Annotated in this window: 17 protein-coding genes; 11 read left to right on the top strand and 6 right to left on the bottom strand. The window is 63.3% G+C overall.

The window, feature by feature from the left end; all coding sequences use genetic code 11:
• Positions 1 to 201: 201 nt before the first annotated feature.
• The 3 genes from D2E23_RS02345 to D2E23_RS02335 form a co-directional block, all read right to left on the bottom strand.
• Positions 202 to 930, bottom strand: coding sequence for a DUF4191 domain-containing protein (locus D2E23_RS02345; RefSeq protein ID WP_126029404.1), 729 nt, complete (start codon positions 928 to 930; stop codon positions 202 to 204).
• Between the two features lie 171 nt (positions 931 to 1101).
• Positions 1102 to 2556 carry a dihydrolipoyl dehydrogenase gene (gene lpdA / locus D2E23_RS02340; protein ID WP_126029403.1) on the bottom strand — a complete coding sequence of 485 codons (1455 nt, stop codon included), beginning with the start codon at positions 2554 to 2556 and terminating at the stop codon, positions 1102 to 1104.
• A 132-nt stretch (positions 2557 to 2688) separates the two neighbouring features.
• Complete coding sequence (locus tag D2E23_RS02335) at positions 2689 to 3300, bottom strand: DUF3043 domain-containing protein (RefSeq protein ID WP_126029402.1); 612 nt, start codon at positions 3298 to 3300, stop codon at positions 2689 to 2691.
• A gap of 134 nt (positions 3301 to 3434) precedes the next feature.
• Between D2E23_RS02335 and D2E23_RS02330 the strand changes: the two genes are divergently transcribed.
• From D2E23_RS02330 to phnX, 9 genes are all read left to right on the top strand, one after another.
• A complete protein-coding gene (locus D2E23_RS02330; protein ID WP_126029401.1) occupies positions 3435 to 4805 on the top strand; it encodes a dipeptidase in 1371 nt (456 codons plus the stop codon).
• 277 nt (positions 4806 to 5082) lie between these two features.
• Positions 5083 to 5703 (top strand): ECF transporter S component, encoded by a 621-nt coding sequence (locus D2E23_RS02325; RefSeq protein ID WP_126029400.1) that lies wholly within the window; start codon positions 5083 to 5085, stop codon positions 5701 to 5703.
• Positions 5704 to 5706: 3 nt separating this feature from the next.
• Positions 5707 to 7281 carry an ABC transporter ATP-binding protein gene (locus D2E23_RS02320; protein ID WP_241227181.1) on the top strand — a complete coding sequence of 525 codons (1575 nt, stop codon included), beginning with the start codon at positions 5707 to 5709 and terminating at the stop codon, positions 7279 to 7281.
• Positions 7278 to 8117 (top strand): energy-coupling factor transporter transmembrane component T family protein, encoded by an 840-nt coding sequence (locus D2E23_RS02315; RefSeq protein ID WP_240541564.1) that lies wholly within the window; start codon positions 7278 to 7280, stop codon positions 8115 to 8117. Before D2E23_RS02320 ends, D2E23_RS02315 begins: the two co-directional genes overlap by 4 nt.
• A gap of 55 nt (positions 8118 to 8172) precedes the next feature.
• Positions 8173 to 8883: a TenA family protein gene (locus D2E23_RS02310; protein WP_126029399.1), complete on the top strand. Its 711-nt coding sequence runs from the start codon at positions 8173 to 8175 to the stop codon at positions 8881 to 8883.
• Positions 8884 to 9304: 421 nt separating this feature from the next.
• Positions 9305 to 10105: an ABC transporter ATP-binding protein gene (locus tag D2E23_RS02305; RefSeq protein WP_126029398.1), complete on the top strand. Its 801-nt coding sequence runs from the start codon at positions 9305 to 9307 to the stop codon at positions 10103 to 10105.
• A 1-nt stretch (position 10106) separates the two neighbouring features.
• Entirely contained in the window at positions 10107 to 12950 is a 2844-nt protein-coding gene (locus tag D2E23_RS02300) for an extracellular solute-binding protein (RefSeq protein WP_206431975.1), read from the top strand.
• Between the two features lie 249 nt (positions 12951 to 13199).
• Positions 13200 to 14405, top strand: a complete 1206-nt coding sequence (gene phnW, locus D2E23_RS02295; RefSeq protein WP_126029397.1) for a 2-aminoethylphosphonate--pyruvate transaminase — start codon at positions 13200 to 13202, stop codon at positions 14403 to 14405.
• A 40-nt stretch (positions 14406 to 14445) separates the two neighbouring features.
• Complete coding sequence (phnX, locus tag D2E23_RS02290) at positions 14446 to 15228, top strand: phosphonoacetaldehyde hydrolase (protein ID WP_126029396.1); 783 nt, start codon at positions 14446 to 14448, stop codon at positions 15226 to 15228.
• A gap of 164 nt (positions 15229 to 15392) precedes the next feature.
• Here phnX and D2E23_RS02285 read toward each other — a convergent pair whose 3' ends face one another.
• The 3 genes from D2E23_RS02285 to D2E23_RS02275 all read right to left on the bottom strand — a co-directional run bounded on the left by D2E23_RS02285 (position 15393) and on the right by D2E23_RS02275 (position 18986).
• Positions 15393 to 16259 (bottom strand): MurR/RpiR family transcriptional regulator, encoded by an 867-nt coding sequence (locus D2E23_RS02285; protein WP_126029395.1) that lies wholly within the window; start codon positions 16257 to 16259, stop codon positions 15393 to 15395.
• 168 nt (positions 16260 to 16427) lie between these two features.
• Positions 16428 to 17240 carry an ABC transporter ATP-binding protein gene (locus tag D2E23_RS02280; RefSeq protein WP_126029394.1) on the bottom strand — a complete coding sequence of 271 codons (813 nt, stop codon included), beginning with the start codon at positions 17238 to 17240 and terminating at the stop codon, positions 16428 to 16430.
• A 63-nt stretch (positions 17241 to 17303) separates the two neighbouring features.
• Positions 17304 to 18986 (bottom strand): ABC transporter permease, encoded by a 1683-nt coding sequence (locus tag D2E23_RS02275; RefSeq protein ID WP_126029393.1) that lies wholly within the window; start codon positions 18984 to 18986, stop codon positions 17304 to 17306.
• Between the two features lie 194 nt (positions 18987 to 19180).
• Between D2E23_RS02275 and D2E23_RS02270 the strand changes: the two genes are divergently transcribed.
• Both D2E23_RS02270 and pheS read left to right on the top strand, forming a co-directional pair.
• A complete protein-coding gene (locus D2E23_RS02270) occupies positions 19181 to 20083 on the top strand; it encodes a TrmH family RNA methyltransferase (RefSeq protein ID WP_126029392.1) in 903 nt (300 codons plus the stop codon).
• A 78-nt stretch (positions 20084 to 20161) separates the two neighbouring features.
• A complete protein-coding gene (pheS, locus tag D2E23_RS02265) occupies positions 20162 to 21229 on the top strand; it encodes a phenylalanine--tRNA ligase subunit alpha (protein WP_093961019.1) in 1068 nt (355 codons plus the stop codon).
• The last annotated feature ends 4 nt before the right edge of the window (positions 21230 to 21233 follow it).

Raw genomic sequence — 21233 nt, 5'->3', positions numbered from 1 at the left:
ACTCTCCGATATTTCCCGTAGGGGGCCGTTGAGTTACGAGAATGTTTCGTAGGGCGAAACCGACGGCCTGTGAGGCGCATTGTTATGCGGCAACGACGATGTGACGGGTATGGGAAAGGGCCGGTCACCATGTGAGATGGCGACCGGCCCTTTCGGCTGAACGGGTTCGACATGCAACGGTATGCAGTCCGCTGCCCGGCTTTACTTGCCGCGCATGGCCCTGCGGCTCACGTGCATCTTCGTCGGGTCCACGCCCTTCGGCACGCCCATCGAGCTCTTGGCCTGCAGGGTGCGCAGACGGCCGTTGAGCTCGTCGAGCTCGTACTTGGTGAGCTTGACCTTCTGACGCATCACGGTCTTCTGCAGCTTGTTCAGAGGCACCTGCTTCTCGCCGTCACCCACGGACAGTTTGATGATCGGGATGTCGGAACCGCGAGTGACGCGCTTGATCTTGGCCTCCTCGCGGCTCATGGCCTTCATCACGCGGCCGTAGTCGCCTTCGCCCACCAGATACACGCCGGTGCGGCCGGTGCCGCGCCAGATGGCGTCCTTGGTGCGCGGATCCACCCAGATCGGCTCCTGCGGGAAGGAGAAGCCGGCCTTGGTGATGCTGTTGAGGATCGCTCCGGTGGCGCCCGGCTTGCCTTCCATCTGACGGTAGCCCACCTTGTCGGCGCGGCGGGTGAGGATCATCGTGCCGAACAGCAGACCGACCATGACGCCCAGGATCATGGTGAAGATCCAGGTGATCCAGTGCACGTTGAGGATGGCGCATGCGGCCGCCGCCACGATGATCGGCAGGATGATGCCGCCCGCGATCAGGAACGGCAGCTGCTTGTCGTCAGCGCTCGTGAACTTGTAGATCTGGATGATCTGGCTGATCGTGCCTTGCTTCTTTGCCTTCTTCTCGGTCTTCTCGTTATCTGCCATGATGTCCTTTGGATGTTCCTTTGGCCTTGCGGCAATGCCCGTGGAGGTTGCCGCATTTGGGGTTTGCTGGAAAACAGTGTACTTGACTTTCTGCCAAGTGGCCCGACTGTCGGGGGAAACGCCGTGTTCCGGAGGGGTGCTCCATGCCGGTGTCGTCTGGCTGGCGCGCGCCTACCGCATGTGCAGCGGTCTGCCGTCGGCCTTGAGCAGCGCCTCTCCCAACGCCTCGGAGAACGTGGGATGCGGGTGGATCAGGCGTGCCGCCGCGCTGAGGGGCAGATGGCCGCCGACGATCTGCTCGGCCTCGGCCACGATCTCCGAGACCTCCGGTCCGACCATATGAATGCCGACCACCACACGTTCGCCGTTTGTTGCATCGACGGCGCTGACCACGGTGATCGAACCGTTCTCGCCGATCATCATGGTGCGGGCGTTGCCCATCATCGGATAGATCGTCTCCGTCACTTCGGAGTAGTCGTCCCGTGCCTGGGCCTCGGCCTTGGTCAGACCGACGGCCGCCGCCTCGGGGGAGGAGAAGACGATGCTCGGTACGGTGGCCTCGTCCACGGGCGTGGGATCGAGTCCGGCGATGGCTTCGGCGACGGTGATGCCCTGTTCGAAGGCCCGGTGGGCGAGCTGATGCCCGGCGGTGATGTCGCCCACGGCCCAGATGCCGTTTGCCGAGGTGCGTCCAAGTCCGTCGGTGCGGACGAATCCGGAGTCGTCGAGTGCGATGCCGGCCTTGGCGAACCAGTCGGCGTCGGTGTTGGGATCGCGCCCGATGGCGGCGAGTACGACCTCGGCCGCGGCTATGTCGTGCTGGTCCTTGCCGGCGACGGTTCGGGTGTAGCGCACGGTCGCACCCAAGTTCACGCCCGTCTCGATCGAATCGACGGTGGTGTTGGTGACCACAGTGACGCCGTGACGCTTGAGTTCACGGGTCAGCGTGGCGCTGACACGACGATCCCAATGCGACAGTACGCCGCCGCGGCGTGCCAGCAGCGTGACCTGCGTGCCGGCGGCGTTCCACAGGCTGGCGAATTCCAGGGCGATGGCGCCCGAACCGATGATGATCGCCGAGCTGGGGAACGCGTTGCGTGCAAGAGCTGCATCGGAGTCCAGCACGGTCTGTGAGAACGGGACGTTCGGCAGCGGCCGCGGACGCGAACCGGTGGCCAGCACGACGTGTCGGGCGGTGATACTGCGCATCGAGCCGTCGGGCAGCGTCACGAACACGGTGCGCACGTCGTTGCCGGTCTGCTCGGATTCGATCGTCGCCGTGCCCTGGATCGTGACGACCTTGCGGAAGCGCAGCAGTCCGGCGAGGCCTTCGGTCATGGTGCGTACGGTCTGATCCCGATACTCGGCGAGCCGGCCGAAGTCCACGTTCTGCACGGACATGGTGACGCCGTACCGTTCGGCGGCGCGCGCCTGATCCACGGCGCGGGCCGCCGTGATCAGCGCCTTGGTGGGAATGCATCCGCGGTTCAGGCAGGTGCCGCCCGGACGGTCGTCGCGCTCCACCAGCGCCACGGACAGTCCCAGTTCGGCGGCGCGCAATGCGGTGGAGTAGCCGCCGGGTCCGGCCCCGATGACGACGATATCGAATTCGGTTGCTGCGGTCACGTCAGCTCCTTTGTATCAGTGATCTGTAAGTGCCAAAACACAAAATACGTCGGCCTCCAGCATAGGATCCGGAGGCCGACGTGAGGGTATGCGACGTGCGGGTTTCGCTCGTGGCTAGATCGTTGGTTCAGATCATTCCGGCCACTGGCCGCGCTTCTGCGTGCGCGGACGGGGCAGACGCCAGCGGCGCATCTGCATGGCGCGGGACCATGCGTAGCTGCCCGAACGGGTTCCCTTGGCCACGGACTTCTCACCGTACTTGGCGATGAGCTTCTTCTTCAGTCCACGCCACATGACGGCGATGTCGATGATCGCGACGATGAAGTACGCATACATGATGATCATCAGCCACAGCGTCAGCTGCGGGTACATGGAGGTCACGAAGATCGAGGCGAACAGCATGATGATGACGAACGGCATCATGAACTCGGCCAGATTCCAACGGGCATCCACGTAGTCGCGAATGTAGATACGGTAGTCGATGCGCTCCGACTTGGGCATGTGGTTCAGATCGCCGGTCTTCATGGCATCGTATTCGGCGTCCTGCTTCGCACGCATCTTCTGGCGTGCGGCCCTGTTGCTCGCCTTGCGGTCCTTGGGGACCAGCGGACGGATCTTGGCGGCCTGGGCGTCCTTCATCTTCGGGGTGGGACGGTTCTTCTTGCCGTTGTTCTCCGGCTGCTGCGCCGGCGCCTGCTCGGTCTTTTCCTTATCTTCAGAGCGTTTGAAGGGGTTCCATGTCATACGAGCAGGTTACGGTGACGCCTAGACTCATAGGGTTTGCCGGCTCACAGGGCTAGCCGGAGTGCCGAGGCTTTTCGCGAAGGCCTCGACACTCCTTTATATACCGAGTACACCAATCGCCAAGGAGGATGATTATGGCACAGGTCGGTTCCGACGAACTGCGTTCCCGCGTCGAGCAGGACTGGCAGCGGGTCGTGGACGTGCTGTCGAAGAAGATCGCGCTGGGCTCCGTGTCGGCGCTGGGCATCACCGCCGATCACATGAAGCGCTCCGCCGAATTCGTGGCCGAGGTACTGCGCGAGGAGGGGGTGGACGCCCGCGTGGTCCAGTCCCGCAACCCCGACGGCACGCCCGGCGCCTGGGAGATCGTCGGCTCGCGCATCGTCGACCCGCAGGCGCCCACCGTGCTGCTGTACGCGCATCACGACGTGCAGCCGGTTCCGGATCCCAAGGAATGGGACACTGATCCGTTCGTCGCCACCGCCAAGGACGATGGCCGACTCTACGGCCGTGGCGCTGCGGACGATGGCGGCGGCATCGCCATCCACTCCGGCGCACTGCACGCCCTGGGCGACGATCTGGGCGTGAACGTGAAGGTGTTCATCGAAGGCGAGGAGGAGATGGGCTCGCCCAGCTTCATCCCGTTCATCGAGGAGCACGCCTCCGAATTCGAGTCCGATGTGATCATCGTGGCTGATTCGGGCAATTGGTCGGCCGAGATCCCCAGTCTGACCACCTCGCTGCGCGGCAACACCTGCGTCGACGTGACCGTGCGCGTGCTCGGACATCCCGTGCACTCCGGACAGTTCGGCGGCCCGATCCTCGACGCGAACACGCTGGCCTCCATGCTCATCACCTCCATGTATGACAAGGACGGCAGCCTGGTGGTGCCCGGCCTGCTTGCCGAGGAGCCGATCGGCGGTCTGCAGCGCGATCTTGACGAGGAATCCCTGCGTGCCGACGCTGCCGTGGTGCCCGGCTACCGTCTCGCCGGCACCGATTCGCTCGCGTCCCGTCTGTGGACCAAGCCCAGTGTGACCGTGATCGGATTCGACGCCCACCCCGTGGACGGATCGTTCAACGTGATCGCCGATTCCGCGCGCTTCCGCCTGTCCATGCGCATCTCGCCCAACCAGAAGCCCGAGGAGGCGCAGCAGGCGCTCGTCGAATTCCTCAAGGCGAACGCGCCGTTCGGTGCCGAGGTGAGCGTCGAACCGCTGGAAAACGGCAAGGGCTGGGCCATGGATCCCGACTGCGCGGCCGTCAAGGATGCCGAGGAGGCCCTGGCCGAGGCGTTTGGCGTGTCGCCGGCGAACAAGGGCGAGGGCGGTTCGATTCCGTTCATCCCCGAGCTGCAGCGCATCTTCCCCGACGCCCAGGTGCTGGTCACCGGCCCCGAGGATCCGAAGGCCAACGCCCACAGCCCGAACGAATCCATCGACCTGCCGAGCCTGAAGAAGAACATCCTTGCCGAGGCTCTGATTCTCAGCAAGCTCGCCAAGTAGCAAAACCCTGTAGAAAACAGGCGGAATATGTAGTCGATCGTCCCGGATCCGCATGATTCGGCCGGATCGACCATTGCGCTTGGGAAAGCCCCCGTGTAGTATCGGCTTCGGACACGGGGGCTTTCGCATATCCCAAGGAGGCGAAGGCTGAGAGGAAGCACCGCTTCGACCGTATGAACGTATACCGGGTAATGCCGGCGCACGGATGTCTCTCTTTTCCCGTGCCTTTTAACGGGGCGCACCCAGCGTCCCATACAGAGAGGAAAGGCACAATCACATGTCTGAAACCATTTCCAAGGCGAACCTGCGCTGGCGCGTGGTCGATATCGTCGTCGCATCCATCATCGCGGTCGCGTCCGGCGTGATCTTCGCCGGCTGGGATCTGATCTACAAGATCCCCACCACCGCCCTCGATGCCATTCTTCCCGGCTTCAACGGTCTGGTCTGCGCCTTCTGGCTGTTCGCCGGCCCGCTGGCGGCCATCATCGTGCGCAAGCCCGGCGCGGCCATCTACGCCGAGCTGATCGCGGCCTGCATCGAGTACATCATCGGCGCCGGCGGCGTGTTCGGCATCAGCGGTTCGATCATCATCGGCCTGGTGCAGGGCGTGTTCGCCGAGATCATCTTCTTCATCGTGCGCTACCGCAAGTGGAACGTGCTCACCGCCACCCTGTCCGGTCTGCTGTCCGGCTTCGGCAACTACCTGTTCGAGTTCTCCCCGTTCGGTAGCCGCGTCGGCATCGGCTTCTTCAGCACCTACGGCCTGAGCTACCTCGTCACCACGCTGATCTCCGGTGCCGTGATCGCCGGTCTGCTCATGTGGTTCGTGCAGCGTGCCATCGCCGCCACCGGCGTGCTTGATCGTTTCGAGTCCGGCAGGGCGAAGGCACTGGTCTGATCGGTGAACGATTCCGCTGAATTCCGTAAGCCAGCCCCGGTCGGCGTTGAGGCGCGCGACTGGGGCTGGCGTCATTCCACCCGCAAGGACTTCGCGCTGCGTCACGTGGATCTGACGATCCGCCCCGGCGAGCGCGTGCTGCTCCTTGGCGCTTCAGGCGCCGGCAAAAGCACGTTCATGGCCGCCATGGCCGGCGTGCTCGGCAGTGACGACGAGGGCGTGCGCGAAGGCACGCTGACCATCGGGGGAGTGGACGCCAACGAGGCGCGTGGCAAGGCCGGCCTGGTGCTGCAGGATCCGGATGCGCAGATCATCCTCGAGCGCGCCGGCGACGATGTGGCCTTCGCGTGCGAGAACCTTGGCGTGCCCAAGGACGAGACCTGGCAGCGTGTGCGCGCGGCACTCGACATCGTGGGCCTTGAATCGCTCGAGCTCACCCATTCCACGCGTCACCTGTCCGGCGGACAGCGCCAGCGTCTGGCATTGGCCGGCGTGCTGGCCATGCGTCCGGGCCTGCTGCTGCTCGACGAGCCGACCGCCAATCTTGATCCCCCGGGCGTGCGCGAGGTGCACGACGCCGTCAAGCATGTGGTCGAATCCACCGGCCAGACCATGGTCGTGGTGGAGCATCATATTGACGTCTGGCTGGATCTGGTGGATCGTGTGGTCGTGCTCGGCGCGGCCAAGGGCAGTCATGAAGGCGGCGTGCTCGCCGACGGCACACCGGACGAGGTGTTCTCCACCATGGGCGACGTGCTCGCCGAAGGCGGATCATGGGTTCCCGGACGTAGGATCCCGAGCTTTCTGCCGAACGATGCCGCCGACGACAATGCCAATACCGACGGCACGCCGTCCCGCACGTCCGACGATTCCTCCGACATCGTCCTGTCCACGCGTGACCTGGCGTTCGGACGCAACGGCGTGGCACTCGGCGAACACGTCAACCTTGACTTCAAGCGTGGCCGCATCTATGCGCTGATGGGACCCAACGGCGCCGGCAAGTCCACGCTGGCGCTCACGCTGGCCGGACTGCTCGAGCCTGTGGCCGGCCAGGTGCTCATCGCTCCGGAACTGGCCCCCAAGCCGAACTCGCGCGAACCGTTCCACTGGAAGAGCCGCGAACTGCTCGGCCGCATCGGCATGGTCTTCCAGGAGCCGGAACACCAGTTCGCCGCCAACACCGTGCGCGATGAGGTGGCCATCGGCCCGAAGTCCATGGGCAAGAGCGAGGACGAGGCGTATGCGATCGCCGACCGTCTGCTGGAACGTCTACGCCTGTCGCGCTTCGCCGCAGGCAACCCGTACACGTTGTCCGGCGGTGAGAAGCGTCGACTCTCCGTGGCATCCATGCTGGCCGCGGCGCCACGCGTGCTCGTGATGGACGAACCCACCTTCGGCCAGGACTTCCGTACATGGAGCCAGATGGTGGAACTCATCGCCGGCATCCGCGATCAGGGCTGCACGGTGATCATGGTCACGCACGACGAACCGTTGGTGCAGTCGCTGGGCGCCACGCCCATCCATTTCGGCGTATCCAAGACCGCCACGGGCAATGCGGACAAGGAGAATGCACGATGAGCGAATCACAGACCATGACCGTCACCGTCACACCGCCCGAACAGCGGCATGAGCGCGTCAAGCCCGCCTCCCAGTCGTGGTTCATCGCCCGACTCAACCCGGTCAGCCGCTTCATCTGCCCGCTGATCATGAGCCTGCCGCTGTTCACCACGCTCGACGTGGTGTCCGCGTCCATCCAGTTCGTGCTATCCGTGATCCTGCTGTGGATCGGCGGCATCAACCCGCTTGTCGTGCTGCGCCGCACCTGGCCCGTATGGATCGCCGCGGCCGGCAGCTTCGTCACCATCGCCCTGTACGGACGAACCAGCGGAACCGTGCACTTCGCGTGGGCGGCCATCGTGATCAGCGACGGGTCGCTGTATCTGGCCGTGGCCACCTTCCTGCGTGTGGCCGCGATCGCCGTGCCCAGCGTGATCTTCGTGCTCGGGCTCGATCCCACCGATCTGGCCGACGGACTCGTGCAGATTCTGCACCTGCCGTCACGGTTCGTGTATGGCGCGCTCGCCGGCATCCGCATGTTCACACTGCTGCAGGAGGATTGGCGTGCACTGGGCCTGTCCCGTCGATCCCGCGGACTCGGTGACGGCAATCCGGTCCGTCGCGTCTGCTCGCAGGCGTTCGCGCTGCTGGTGCTGTCGATCCGCCGAGCCACCAAGCTCGCCACCGCCATGGAGGCGCGAGGGTTCGGCGCATCCGATACGCGAACCATCGCACGCGTGTCGAAACTGCACACCATCGACTGGGTCTCCTACGTGATCGCGCTGATCGTCCCCGCCATCGCCGTGGGCACGGCCGTGGCCACCGGCTACTGGAACCTGCCCCTTACCTCCAACTGAACCAGAATCCGTTCGACATCGCATTCACCGAACACTGAATACTAAGGAGTTCATCATGAGCGAATCCATCAAGCACGTGCCCGAAGCCGCCGCCTCCGTCAGCGGCGAGTGGGCGTTCCTCGGCGCCGAAGCCGGAAGCGTGGCCGACCAGCTGTACATGTCGGCCGCCGACGACTGGAACAAGGCCATCAACTCCCGTTTCGTCAACGAACTGCTCGACGACACGCTGCCCGACCACGTGCTCGTCTCGTATCTCATCCAGGACTTCAAGTTCTTCAACCAGGGCATCATGGAGCACGCCATCGCGCTCGCCCCGCGCGAGGAGACCAAGGAGATGCTGCGCAAGCAGTCGCAGTTCTTCGCCGACGAGGAAGCGCCCTACTTCACCAACTTCCTCAAGGTGTACCACGTGACCGACGAGCAGTACGAGAACGCGCCGCAGACCCCGGCCAACAAGGAATACTGCGACTACCTGTCCAAGATCGTCAACGGCACGTGGGAGGAGCTCATCACCGCGCTGTGCTGCATGGAATGGCTGTACCTGGCGTGGGCCAAGCGCACGGTCGACGCCGGCATCGTCCAGGACGTGCCCGCGCACAAGGGCTGGGTGGATCTGCACGAGGGTGAGCTGTTCCGCGCATGGACCGGCCGTCTGATCGCACTGGTCAACGAATACGCGAGCATGGACGGCTCCGAGGCCGACGTGTTCCGCAGGATCGTGCATCTCGAACGCCGCTTCTTCGAAGACGCCTACGATCTGGCCTGATCGGCAGTCGCCTCCGTGGTGCCGTGGTGCGGCCGCCCCGCCTGATAGGGCGTAGACCAAAAGGACTTCTCCAATCGTCGAACGAACGATCGGAGAAGTCCTTTGTCGTTTATTGTCCATTCATGTCTTTCACCGTTCGCTCGTTACCGCGAGTGAGCATCGCGTAACGGTGCGGAACATTCCTCGCGAATCGAAAAACACAAAAAACTACGTCAAATGCATGTAAGTTCGATTGCTGTTCACTTTGGTTTCCTCAAAGCTTCAGCGCTGTAACCCCGTCGTCGCCGTCGCCGATGGAAGAATCGTAGATGTGGCCGGGAAGACCGGCCCGCCCCCAAGAGAAGAACAAGCAGTAGCAGTAAAGACATAGAACACACAACGGTGCGTCGGCCGCCATTCCGACGCGAAAGGCGACAACATCATGTTGGAACTGAAAGACATCACCAAGTCCTTCGGGGACACCCACGTCCTCAACGGCATTTCGCTGACCATCGGGGACGGTCAGATCATGTCGATTCTTGGTCCTTCCGGCGGTGGCAAGACCACGCTGCTCAACATCATCCTCGGCATCAGCCAGCCCACCAGCGGCCAGATCCTCTACAACGGCGAGGACCTGACGAACGTGCCGATGGAGAAGCGCGGCTTCAACATCGTGTTCCAAGACTACGCGCTCTTCCCGAACCTCAACGCCTACGAGAACATCACCTACGGCCTGAAGAACAACCCCGGCATCTCCACCGAGAAGGAGATCAAGGAGATGATCAGCCTGCTCGGTCTCGAGGAGCACCTCAACAAGAAGATCGACGAACTGTCCGGTGGTCAGAAGCAGCGCGTGGCGCTCGCCCGCACCCTCGTGATGAAGCCGAAGCTGCTCCTGCTCGACGAACCGCTCTCCGCCCTCGACGGCGTGATCAAGGAGTCGATCAAGCAGAAGATCAAGCAGATCGTGGAACAGTACAACCTCACCACCATCATGGTGACGCACGACCCCGAGGAGGCGTGCACGATGAGCGACAAGGTGCTGATCCTCAACCAGGGCAAAATCGCCCAGTTCGCGTCCCCCGACGACATCATCCACCACCCGGCAAGCGAGTTCGTGCGCAAGTTCATCCTCCACCAGCTCGAGGTGAAGCGCAACAACATCTACTCGCTGTTCGAGGATGACGCCGAAGGCGACGCGGCCGCGCAGTCCGTGCTGGCCGGCGCCGGTCGGGAGGCCTGACATGTCGGTCGAATCCATTCAGGCGGGCGCGCAGAAGAACACCATCCTGCCCGAGCCCGTGCCGTACCACGAGCAGCTGGCCCGCCGCAACCGCCAGCCGGAGCTCACCGCGCTGCTCGTCGTGGTCACCCTGGCCTTCATCGGCTTCCTCATCATCCCCATGATCCTCGTGATCATGAAGTCCTTCCAGACGGGTTCCGGCGCGGCCACCATGGCCAACTACTCCGCCATCCTGGCCCGCCCCGAATTCCTCACCTCCGTGTTCAACAGCCTCAAGGTAGCGTCCGCATCCGCGCTCGTGGCCGTGCTGCTCGCCTTCCTGCTGGCCTACACGGTGAACTGCACCAACCTGCCGCCGAAGTTCAAGAAGGCGCTCGCCCTGCTCACCCAGGTGCCGATGCTGCTGCCGACCATCACGTACGGCTTCGCCATCATCTACTCCTTCGGCAAGGAGGGCCTGATCACCAAGCTGTTCGGCCACCAGCTGTTCGACATCTACGGATTCAACGGCCTGCTCATCGGCTACGTGATCTACACCATGCCCACCTGCTTCCTGCTGATCAACAACAGCTTCCAGTTCGTGGACAAGAAGTTCATCATCGTCTCGCACATCATGGGTGACAAGCCGTTCAAGACGTTCCTCATGACCGTGGTTCGGCCGCTGATCGGCACCATGTGCGTGGCGTTCATCCAGAGCTTCTTCCTGAGCTTCACCGACTACGGTATTCCGACCTCCGTGGGCGGCACCTACGACGTGCTCGCCATGACGCTGTTCAATCAGATGCTCGGCAGCATCCCGAACTTCAACCGTGGCGCCGTGATCGCCGTGTTCATGCTCATCCCGTCGATCATCTCGATCATCCTGATGGCCGTGCTCGAGCGTTTCTCGATCCGCTACTCCAAGGTCTCGCAGATCGATCTGCCCGAAGGCAGGAAGCGCGACACGTTCTGCGCCATCGCCTCCGTGATCGCCCTGGTGTGCGTGCTGTCCGTGTTCGCCGTGATCCTGCTCATCCCGTTCGTGGAGATGTGGCCGTTCAAGCTCAACTTCACGATGAGCCACATCGCCGCGCTGTTCACCACCAGTGAGCTCATGCAGGTGTTCACCAACTCGGTGTACGTGGCCGTGATGACCGCCATCATCGGCTGCCTGTTCGCCTACGCGGCCGGACTGGTCACCTCCCGCAGCAAGCTGCCCGCACCCGCCAAGCGCTTCGTGGACTCCATCAGCTCGATCATCAACACCGTGCCTGGCATGGTGCTCGGTATCGCGTTCCTGTTCGCGTTCTCCGGCACGCCGATGCAGAACACGTTCTGGATCCTGATCGTGGCCAACGTGGTGCACTACTTCGCCACCCCGTACCAGATGATGAAGGATTCGCTCTCGAAGATGAACGCCTCGTGGGAGACCACGGCCAAGCTCATGGGCGACAGCTGGTTCAAGACCATCGTGCGTGTGGTGACGCCGAATGCGATGCCCACCGTGCTGCAGGTGTTCGGCTACTACTTCGTCAACGCGATGGTCACCATCTCCGCCGTGGTGTTCCTTACCGGCGCCAAGACCCAGGTGATTACCACCAAGATCTCCGCGCTGCAGCATCTCGCCAAGTTCGACGACATCTTCGCGCTGTCGCTGCTGATCCTGGTGACCAACCTTGCGGTCAAGGGACTGATCGCCTTCGCCACGCGCAAAAAGCCGATCAAGGTCAAGGCCACCGAGGCCGCCGCCGCTACCGTGCGCCAGGGCGCCCGCAAGAGCGTCGAGCAGGTGGCCGCCGGCAGCTTCCAGCTTCCGCCGATCAACCCGCGCTCCCGCAACCGCAACGTGGTGACCGGCATCGCCTCCGGTGTGGCGGCCGCGATCCTCGTGGCCTTCGGATTCGGAGCGTTCTCCGGCACCGCCATGGCCAGCCAGCAGGTGGTGATCTACACGAACGCCGACGACGAGGCCGTGGCCGCGTTCGAGCACGCGCTCGACGCCAACGGGTTCAAGGACAAGTACATCATGCAGAGCTTCGGCACCTCCGAACTCGGTGGCAAGATGCTGGCCGAGGGCAGGAGCCTTGAGGCCGACATGATCACCATGAGCTCCTACTACGTGGATTCCGCGCAGGAACGCAACCACATGTTCCAGCCGCTCACCGACGTCAAGTCCAAGCTGCTCGGCGATTCGGAGAACACCAAGGCCCCGAACTACCGCAGTCCCACCACCGCCCAGGAGGGCGCGATCTTCTACAACACCGAGGCGATCAAGGAGGCCGGCGTGCCGGTTCCCCAGAGCTTCAAGGATCTTGCCGATCCGAAGTACAAGGGTCTGATCTCCGTGCCCGACATGGAGGGTTCCTCCACGGGCTGGCTGATGGTGCAGGCCATCGTGGGAGCCTATGGCACCGGCGATGAAGGCAGGCAGATCCTCACCGACATCTACAAGAACGCCGGCCCGCATCTGGAACAGTCCGGTTCCGGCCCGCTCAAGTCCGTGCGTTCGGGCGAGGTGGCCGTCGGCTTCGGTCTGCGTCACCAGGCCGCCGCGGACAAGGCCAAGGGTCTGCCGATCGACTACGTGGACCCGGAGGAGGGCAACTACTCCCTGACCGAGTCGGTGGCCGTGATCGACAAGGGCAACAAGACGAACCCGATGGCCCAGCAGATGGCCGGTGTGATCATCGACAAGGGACGCGCCGAGCTGCTCAAGACCTATCCGACTCCGCTCTACCAGGGCGAGAAGGCGCCGGCCAACGGTTCGAAGCACCCCAAGACCTTCGACAAGCCGCTGACCGTGGACCTGCTGCAGGAACATCAGGACTTCTCCGAAGCCTGCAAGCGCGCCGCCCAGGAAGGCTGACCGCCTACGCCCTCTGCAAACCGAACCGTGACGCTCATGTCCACTGACCGCTGAGCGGAGAGACGATGCACGTTGCCCGATCGTAGGCAGCGAAGGGATTTGCTACGCTCCGCGAGCAAATCCTGGAGCGAGGCCGAACGGCCTTGAGTGCATCGGGCAACGTGCATCGTCTCGCAGCGGCCAGCCACCGCTCGTCACGGAACAAACTGTCAACAACAATCCAACCAATCCAAGAGAAGGACAATCACCATGAACGAATACAAGCTGCTTACCCCCGGACCGCTGACCACGACCCGCTCCGTCAAGGAGGAGATGCTCTTCGATCACTGCACGTGGGATGAGGACTACCAGAAGATCACGCAGAAGATCCGCCGCCAGCTGCTGACGCTCGCCCACTGCGACCCGGAGGAGTACACGGCCGTACTCATGCAGGGTTCCGGCACGTTCGGCGTGGAGAGCGTGCTCACCTCGGTGATCGGCAAGGACGAGAAGGTGCTGCTGTGCACGAACGGCGCGTACGGCGACCGTCAGGTGAAGATCTGCGAGCACGCCGGCATCGCGTACACCCAGTATGCCGAGCCGTACAACCACATCCCGGACGCCGCGAAGGTGGCCGAGTACCTGGACGCCGATCCGGCCATCACGCACGTGTCGATGATCCACTCCGAGACCACGTCCGGTCTGCTCAACGACATCCAGGCCGTGGCCAAGGTGGCCAAGGAGCATGGCAAGACGTTCATGGTGGATGCGATGAGCTCCTTCGGCGGCGTGGACATCCCGGTGGCCGACTGGGGTATCGACTTCCTGGTCTCCTCCGCGAACAAGTGCATCCAGGGCGTGCCCGGCTTCAGCTTCATCATCTGCAACAAGGCGAAGCTGGAAGCGTCGAAGGGCAAGGCCCGCAGCCTGTCGCTGGACCTGTGGGACCAGTGGAACACGCTGGAGAAGGCGAACGGCAAGTGGCGTTACACCTCGCCCACCCACGTGGTGCTCGCGTTCTCCAAGGCGCTTGATGAGATGTTCGAGGAGGGCGGTATTCCGGTGCGTTCGGCCCGCTACCAGCTGAACAACGATCTGCTGATCGCCCGCATGAAGGCGCTTGGCTTCAGCACGTTCCTCGCCGACCATCAGGGTCCGATCATCACGACGTTCCTGTACCCGAAGGGCACGAGCTTCGACTTCCACGACATGTACGAGTTCATCAAGGAGCGCGGCTACGCGATCTACCCGGGCAAGCTGACCGATGAGGAGACGTTCCGCCTGGGCAACATCGGCGAGATCTACGCGGACGACATCGAGAAGGTGACTGAGCTGCTGGCCCTGTACATGGGGGAGCGTGGTCTGCTCGAGGCCGCCACCGGCTCCGATTCCGTCCCCGCCGCCATCGCCGCGATGGACAAGGCCGGCGAGCCGATCAAGGCCAACGCCCCCATGGGTGTCAAGCTCGCCGCCTGAGTGCTCTCTAAATTCATCAAACAAATCAAAGGAACCAACTATGACCAAGCGTTTTGAGGCCGTCGTCTTCGATTGGGCCGGCACCACCGTGGACTACGGCTGCTTCGCCCCCGTCCGCGCCTTCCAGGAGGCGTTCCGCGAGTTCGGCATCGATCCGACGATGGACGAGACCCGCAAGCCGATGGGCATGCTCAAGCACGACCATATCGACACGATGCTGCACATGGATCGCATCGCCCGTGCGTGGGAGGACGAGCACGGCGCCGCCCCGACCGACAAGGACGTGGATGACGTGTACGCGCACTTCGAGCCGAAGCTGCTGTCGATTCTGGACAACTACGCCGATCCGAAGCCGGGTGTGCTGGATGCCGTGGCCGCGCTGCGCGAGCGTGGTCTGAAGATCGGTTCGACCACCGGCTACACGGACAAGATGATGGAGATCGTGGTGCCGAAGGCCAAGGAGAACGGCTATGATCCGGACTTCTGGATCAGCCCGGACGGCACGAACGGTTTCGGTCGTCCCTACCCGTACATGATCTTCCGCAATCTGGAGAAGCTGGGTGTCTCCTCCGTGCATGCCGCCGCGAAGGTGGGCGATACGCTGTCCGACATCCGCGAGGGCAAGAACGCCGGCGTGTTCACGGTCGGCGTGGTCGAGGGCAGCTCGCAGCTGGCCATGAGCCAGACCGAGTTCGAGGCGCTGTCCGAGTCCGATAAGGACGCTGCCCGTACGAAGGCCCGTGAGGCGTTCGTCGCCGCCGGCGCCGACGCGGTGATCAACACGATGGCCGAGCTGCCCACGCTGCTCGATCAGATCGCCTGATCGTCGGTCGATATCGCAGGATTTGGTAGTCCGAACGCGACAGTGATCGCTCACCAGCGTCATCCAATGTTGCGTTCGGACTACCAAATCGTTTTTTGTTGCGTTGCACTTCATCCGTCCGGCTTTGCCGGACACCTTCCCCTCGAGGGGAAGGAAAAAATACGTTAGCCGCGGAAGACCTTGTCGCGGATATAGCGTCCGGAATCGTCCAGTGCGGACGAGTAGCGGGTGTAGTCGCTGAGGATCACGCCCATGTAGAGCATGTCGACGATGGCGGTGTGCGAGATGCGCGAGAAGATGGCGTTGCCGTAGATGGTGCGCTCGCCATGACCGGCGTGCAGACATATGTCGGCCCAGTTGACGATCGGTGTGCCCGTGGAATTCGTCACGGCGATCGTGCCGGCCCCCTGATTGCGTGCCAGTCGGAGCGCCTTGACCGTGTCCTCCGAACTGCCGGAGTAGGAGAACGCCACGGCCGCATCGGCGTCGGTGAGGTGGCCGGCGGAGATCTGCTGCAGATAGGTGTCGGTGTGCAGCCGGCATTGCAGACCGAGATACGTGAGTTTGGTAAGCAGGTCCTCGGCCGGTGTGATGGAATCCTCCACACCATAGATGTCGATGATGCGAGCGCGTGTGAGTATGGCGACCGCCTTGCGGAATTCCTTGACGGACAATGATCGCAGCATGTCGTCGAGCATGGCCTTGGCGCCGGAGACGGCGCGTGACGGCACGTCGTCGATGTCGTCCCACGGGTGCAGGTCGTAGCCTTCCAATGGTTCGAATGCCTGAGGATCCTCCGTTGGATGGTTGAGCACGTACCGCATCTCACGGTAGCCGTTGAACCCGAGCTTGCGGGCGAATCGGATCACGGTGGGCTGGCTCACTTCGGCGGCCTCGGCGAGTTGGGCCACCGTCAGACCGCCCACATCGTCGTAGTGGTCGTGAATGAACGTCGCCACGGACTTCTCCGCGGGCCGCAACGTGGTGTAGATGTTGCTGATCCGCTGTCTTACGTCCATCAAAGCGCCCACTTCCGCTCCCTTATCAGAACTCTGTTTCCCTGTTCCATCTGCGGAAAGCATAGCCGTGGAATCTATCGGTGCAGCGGTATCAAACTGGACGCCGGGTGAACTGTTGGTGAACGTGTCGGCCCCGCGACCGGATGATGGTCGCGGGGCCGAACGATGGCGTCGATGCCGTCAGCGCTTGCGCAGTGCGGCAAGCTGGAACACCTCGTCGGACTGTTCCGCCACATCGGGGCTGTGCGTCACGATGATCACGCACTTGCCTTCCTGGTGGGCCAGATCCTTGAAGATGGCCATGATGTCGTCCTGCGTGCTCATGTCGAGGTTGCCGGTGGGCTCGTCGGCGATGATGATGTCGGGATCGTAGCTCAGCGCACGGGCGATGGCCACGCGCTGCTGTTCGCCGCCGGACAGGTGCAGGATGCGCTCGTTCGCGTACTCCTGCGCGAGACGCACCTTGGCGAGCAGATCGACTGCGATGTCGTGCTTGGGGCGGTCGAACTGCTTGCCGCTGGCGTCCATGGACAGGATGATGTTCTCCTCCACGCTCAGCGACGGCAGCAGGTTGAAGCTCTGGAAGATCACGCCGATGTCGTGGCTGCGGAATCGGTAGCGGTCGGTCTTCGCCAGGTCCTGCCCGCGGTACAGGATGCGTCCCTCGGTGGGGGAGGTGAGTCCCGACAGCAGCGAGAGCACGGTGGTCTTGCCGGCGCCGGACGGACCGGTGATCGCATACACTCTGCCGGACTCGAATGAGTAGCTCAGGTCGCGGATCACCTTTTTGCCTCCCTTGACATAGGAGTAGGAGACGTTGTCGAGCGTCAGGATGGGGGAGTGCTCCGCGCCGTCGTTTGCCGGTTCGGTGGCCGTTGCGCCGGATGGCGTTGTGGCGGTCGGCGATGCCGCCGGTGCCGTTGCGGCCGTAGTGGGTGCGTTGTGGTTTGTGTCGTCGACGATGGGCGTCGCTGTTGCTTGCTGTTCCGTCATGGTTGCTTCCTTTGATGGTGTCCGAATGATTGGGGGTTGCCGTGCCGCCGTGGCGTCAGGGCGTTAGGACCGGTCGGCGAGGATCTGCAGAGGTTCGTACCGGATCACGGAGATGATGCCGACCAGAGCGGAGAACAGGGTGAGCGCTAGGCCGATAAGGATCATTTGCGCCACCACCTTGAAGTTCACCGTGGCGTTCACCGTGGTGATGTAGTTCGTGGCCTGGGCGAGTCCGCCGGGCTGTCCGGGGGCGTTGTCGCCGGATTCGTTGGAATCGTTGCCGGAGTCGCTGGAGCTGCCGGAGTCGGCGGAACCGGGGGCCTGACCGCCGCCGTTGGGGCCTCCCATGTCGGCGCTGCGGCCGAACTGCTCCTGCTGGCTCTGCGCCTCGGACTGCTGGGAGGAGATCTGCTGGGCGAGCAGCTCGTTCGACACGGGCACCGAGGCCGCGGCGCCGCCGGCCACGCCCAACGCGATGCCGATCATGGTGACGATCAGCAGTTCGATCGCGAACTGGGCGGCCACCTTGGCCTTCTTCACGCCGATGGCGGTGAGCACGCCCACCTCGTACTTGCGCTCGCGGATGTTGAACAGGTTGATCACGATGAGCACCACCGCGCCCACGACGAGCACGATGATGAGCAGGGTGAGCGCGAACTTCGCGAGATTGTCAAGCGGCACGAGGCTGGACTCATACTGTTCCACGTCGGTGGACGAAACGGTGTACGTGTCGTCAAGTCCGGCGTTCTTCACGTCCTGGCTGAAGGTCTCGTAGTCGTCCTTGCTGCCGAGCACGTAGGTGAAGTTGAGCTGGGTGGAGGTGGAGGAGTCGGACGAGGACGTGGTATCGGAGTCGAGTCCGAGCGACTTAAGCGTGGAGACGGACGTGTAGATGGCGTTGGCCGCGTCCTGGCTGGTGCCGCCCATCGGTCCGGAGGCCGTGGTGTTCTCGCTCGACGAATTCTTGTAGATGCCTACGATGGTCAGCGTGTACGTCTTCGACGAGTCGGATGGATCGGCCACGGTGATGGTATCGCCCACGCTCAGATTGTTGAATTCGGCGAGCGACTTGGAGATGATCGCCTGGCCGTCGCTGTCGGAGTCGTAGCCGAACACCTTGCCGTCGACCATGGTGAACGAACCGTTGCGGGCGTTGGCTATGGCCTTGTCCGAGGAGAAGCCGGTGAGCGTGAAGTCGCCCTGTGTCATGGATCCGCCGGGGCCGCCCTGTCCTCCCTGACCGCCGGGCTGGTTCTGATCGCCGTTGGCGTCACCGGAATCCGAGGACGTGGCGGAGGACGAGGAATCGGACGAGTTCGACGACGTGGACGTCTCCACGGGCTGGAAGTTGTCGGTGGCGCTGACGCCGGTCTCCTCGGAATAGTAGGTGGTGACGTTCACGCTGGACGCCTTGGCGTATTTCTGGTAGTCGGCCAGGCTGAGCGAGCTCTGGTCGAGCGCCGAACGCATGGCGTCGAAATCGGGCTGGCCGTTGCCGGAATTACTGGAATCCGACGACGAATCGCCGTTCTGCTTCGCCTCGCTGATGAGCTTGTCACGATCAAGACTGATCGTGGCCGTCACCTCGGTGTTCGCCAGTCCTTCGTCACGTGCGGTCTGGGCGGCGTCCCGAATGGACAGGCCGATCGTCGCGGCCGCGGCGATGATCGCCACGATCACCACGATGAGGATGTTGCGCCCTTTGTTTCGGACTACCGATCGCCAGGCGTTCTTGACAATAAACATGATGAATCCCTTGGGTCATGGATGGATGTGCGCGCAGGCCGATCGCCTGCGCCTATGATTTAGGGTGCCCGTGCAGCCGTGACGGTCGCTGCCGAATGTCTCGAAAGGTTCCGGCAACGGCGTACGTGTTCACCGGGAGAAACCTGAATGTCCGCTGGATTCTCGGGGGTTTGGGATGGGCTAAAGTGATGCCTATGCCATTGACCAAGGGAATTCTGGATAATCCGAACGCCGAACGCATCCGTCGTGTGGCCGATCTCGCGCGAACCAAGGCGCGTCGCAAGTCGGGACGCTTTCTCATCGAGGCGCCGCAGGCCGTACGCGAGGCGGTTGATCTGCGCCCGGAGATCGTACAGGACCTGTACATCGAAATCGACGAGGACGGCAACACCGCCAGCACCCGCGCCGCCGAGATCGCCTCGAGCGTGTTCTCCGACAAGTCCGGCGACCGCAGCCGCATCTATGTGCATTACGTGACCGAACGTGTGATGTCCGCGATCAGCGGCGACGCGCAGGGCATCGCCGCCGTGGCCTCGTCCGAAGGACTGATCGGACGACTGGCCGGCACGGATCCCAAGACGCTCGCGGCCAAGTCCAGCGCGCCGCTGACCATCGCGGCCTTCTGGCAGGTGCGCGACCCCGGCAACGCAGGCACGGTGATCCGCACGGCCGATGCCGCAGGCGCCGCCGCGGTGGTGTTCGTGGACGACTGCGTGGACCCGCTCAGCCCCAAGGTGATCCGCTCCACCGCGGGGTCATTGTTCCACATTCCGGTGTTGCGCGCATCGGTCAGCGAACTGCTCGCATGGAACGGCGACCACGACGGCGAAGTGCTGGCCGCCGATGTGCGCGGCACCGACGAGCTGACCCCCGTGTCATTGCCGCAGCTGTTGGCCAACGATGCCGAAAAACCGAACGTCATGCGTTCGATTCTGTTCGGAAACGAGGCCCGCGGACTCGACGAGGCCATTCTCGAGAACTGCGACGGCATCGTCTCCATCCCTATATATGGCAAGGCGGAGTCGCTGAATCTGGCGACCAGCGCCGCCGTGCTGCTGTACTCGCTGGCTATGTCTAGTCATATGAGAACAATGTGAATTTGGTGTCCCGTGCGGGCAAAAGCGCATGGGACAGTTGTTGTGTAAGCGAAATTTTGCCAACGGAAAGGTGTCCCTGTGGCAGATGTTGCAACCTTTGATGCTCAAGCGGTGACGGAAGCCGTCGCCGAAGGCATCGAGAAGATCAAGAACGCCTCCACCATGGAGGAACTCAAGGCGATCAAGACCCAGTACGCCGGCGCCGATTCGGCGATGACCAAGGCCAGCAAGGCCATCGGCGCTCTGCCGAAGGACCAGAAGAAGGACGCAGGCAAGCTGATGGGCAAGCTGCGCGCCGACTTCGGCCGCGCGTTCGGCACCAAGGAGCAGGAGGTCAAGGCCGCCGAAGAGGCCGCCAAGCTCGCCGCCGAGGCCGTGGACATGACCCAGCCCGTGCGCCGCCACCCGCTCGGCGCCCGCCACCCGCTGCCCAAGCTCATGGAGGACGTGCAGGACTTCTTCATCTCCATGGGCTGGCAGGTCGCCGACGGCCCCGAAGTGGAAACCGAATGGTACGACTTCGACGCACTGAACTTCGGCCCCGACCACCCCGCCCGCCAGATGCAGGACACCTTCTACATCAAGGGCAACCAGGCCAAGGACGCCGCCGGATTCGTGGGCTCCAACATGGTGATGCGCACCCAGACCTCCTCCGATCAGGTCCGCGCCCTCATCACCCGCGGCGTGCCGCTGTACATCGCATGCACCGGCCGCGTGTTCCGCACCGATGAGCTCGACGCCACCCATACCCCGGTCTTCCACCAGTGCGAGGCGCTCGCCGTGGACAAGCACCTGACCATGGCCGACCTCAAGGGCGTGCTCGACAAGCTGGCCGTGGCCATGTTCGGCCCCGAGGCCAAGAGCCGTCTGCGCCCGAGCTACTTCCCGTTCACCGAGCCCAGCGCTGAGCTGGATCTGTGGTTCCCCGACAAGAAGGGCGGCCCTGGCTGGATCGAATGGGGCGGCTGCGGCATGGTGAACCCGAACGTGCTCAAGTCCGCCGGCCTGGACCCGACCGTGTACTCGGGCTTCGCCTTCGGCGTGGGCATCGAGCGCACGCTGCTGCTGCGCCATGACATCAACGACATGCACGACCTCGTGGAAGGCGACGTGCGTTTCTCCGAACAGTTCGCGATGGGGGAGTGATTTT

The organism is Bifidobacterium callimiconis (assembly GCF_003952005.1).
Taxonomy (GTDB): Bacteria; Actinomycetota; Actinomycetes; order Actinomycetales; family Bifidobacteriaceae; genus Galliscardovia; species Galliscardovia callimiconis.
This window is presented reverse-complemented; position numbering and strand designations above follow the sequence as displayed.